Origin of the sequence: Psychroflexus maritimus (genome assembly GCF_011089875.1) — a bacterium.
In the GTDB taxonomy this organism is placed as follows: Bacteria; Bacteroidota; Bacteroidia; order Flavobacteriales; family Flavobacteriaceae; genus Psychroflexus; species Psychroflexus maritimus.
Map to the genome: position 1 here is coordinate 1 of NZ_JAANAS010000084.1, position 476 is coordinate 476.

Below are 476 nucleotides of genomic sequence, written 5' to 3' on the forward strand. Positions count from 1 at the left end.
GATGGAAATAGCCAAGTAGTGTATTACGCGTCAGAAGAAGATTTTGAAGCAGGAATTCCAATTATTAATCCTGAGAATTTCTTTACTTCAGAATCGCCACAGGTAATTTTTGCTGAGGTTGTAAACACAGACAATGAATGTCCATCCTCAACGCAAGTCAGTTTTGATATTATTGTGAATCCATTACCTTTAGTTGATATTTCTAACATGGATGGTTCAGTGATTTGTATTGACCGTGAGACTGGTGAAATTGTTTCTGCACCAACCTTAGATACAGGGTTAAATGCTAACGATTACGAATTTGAATGGTTCTTGGATGGCGAAGAATTAGCCTTTACAGGAAGTGCATTAATCGTGGAAGAACCAGGATTGTATGAAGTAATTGTGGTAGATTTAGCGACAAGTAATAGCACGGAATGTGAGCGTTCTTCCTTTGCAGAAGTCATAGAAAGCTCAGGGGTTGAATTTGACGTCAA

The 476-nt window shown here is 38.2% G+C and carries 1 protein-coding gene; it reads left to right on the forward strand.

The features are described 5' to 3' along the window. The coding region (locus G7034_RS10300; protein WP_166400881.1) for a hypothetical protein at positions 1–476 on the forward strand (476 nt) is incomplete at both ends.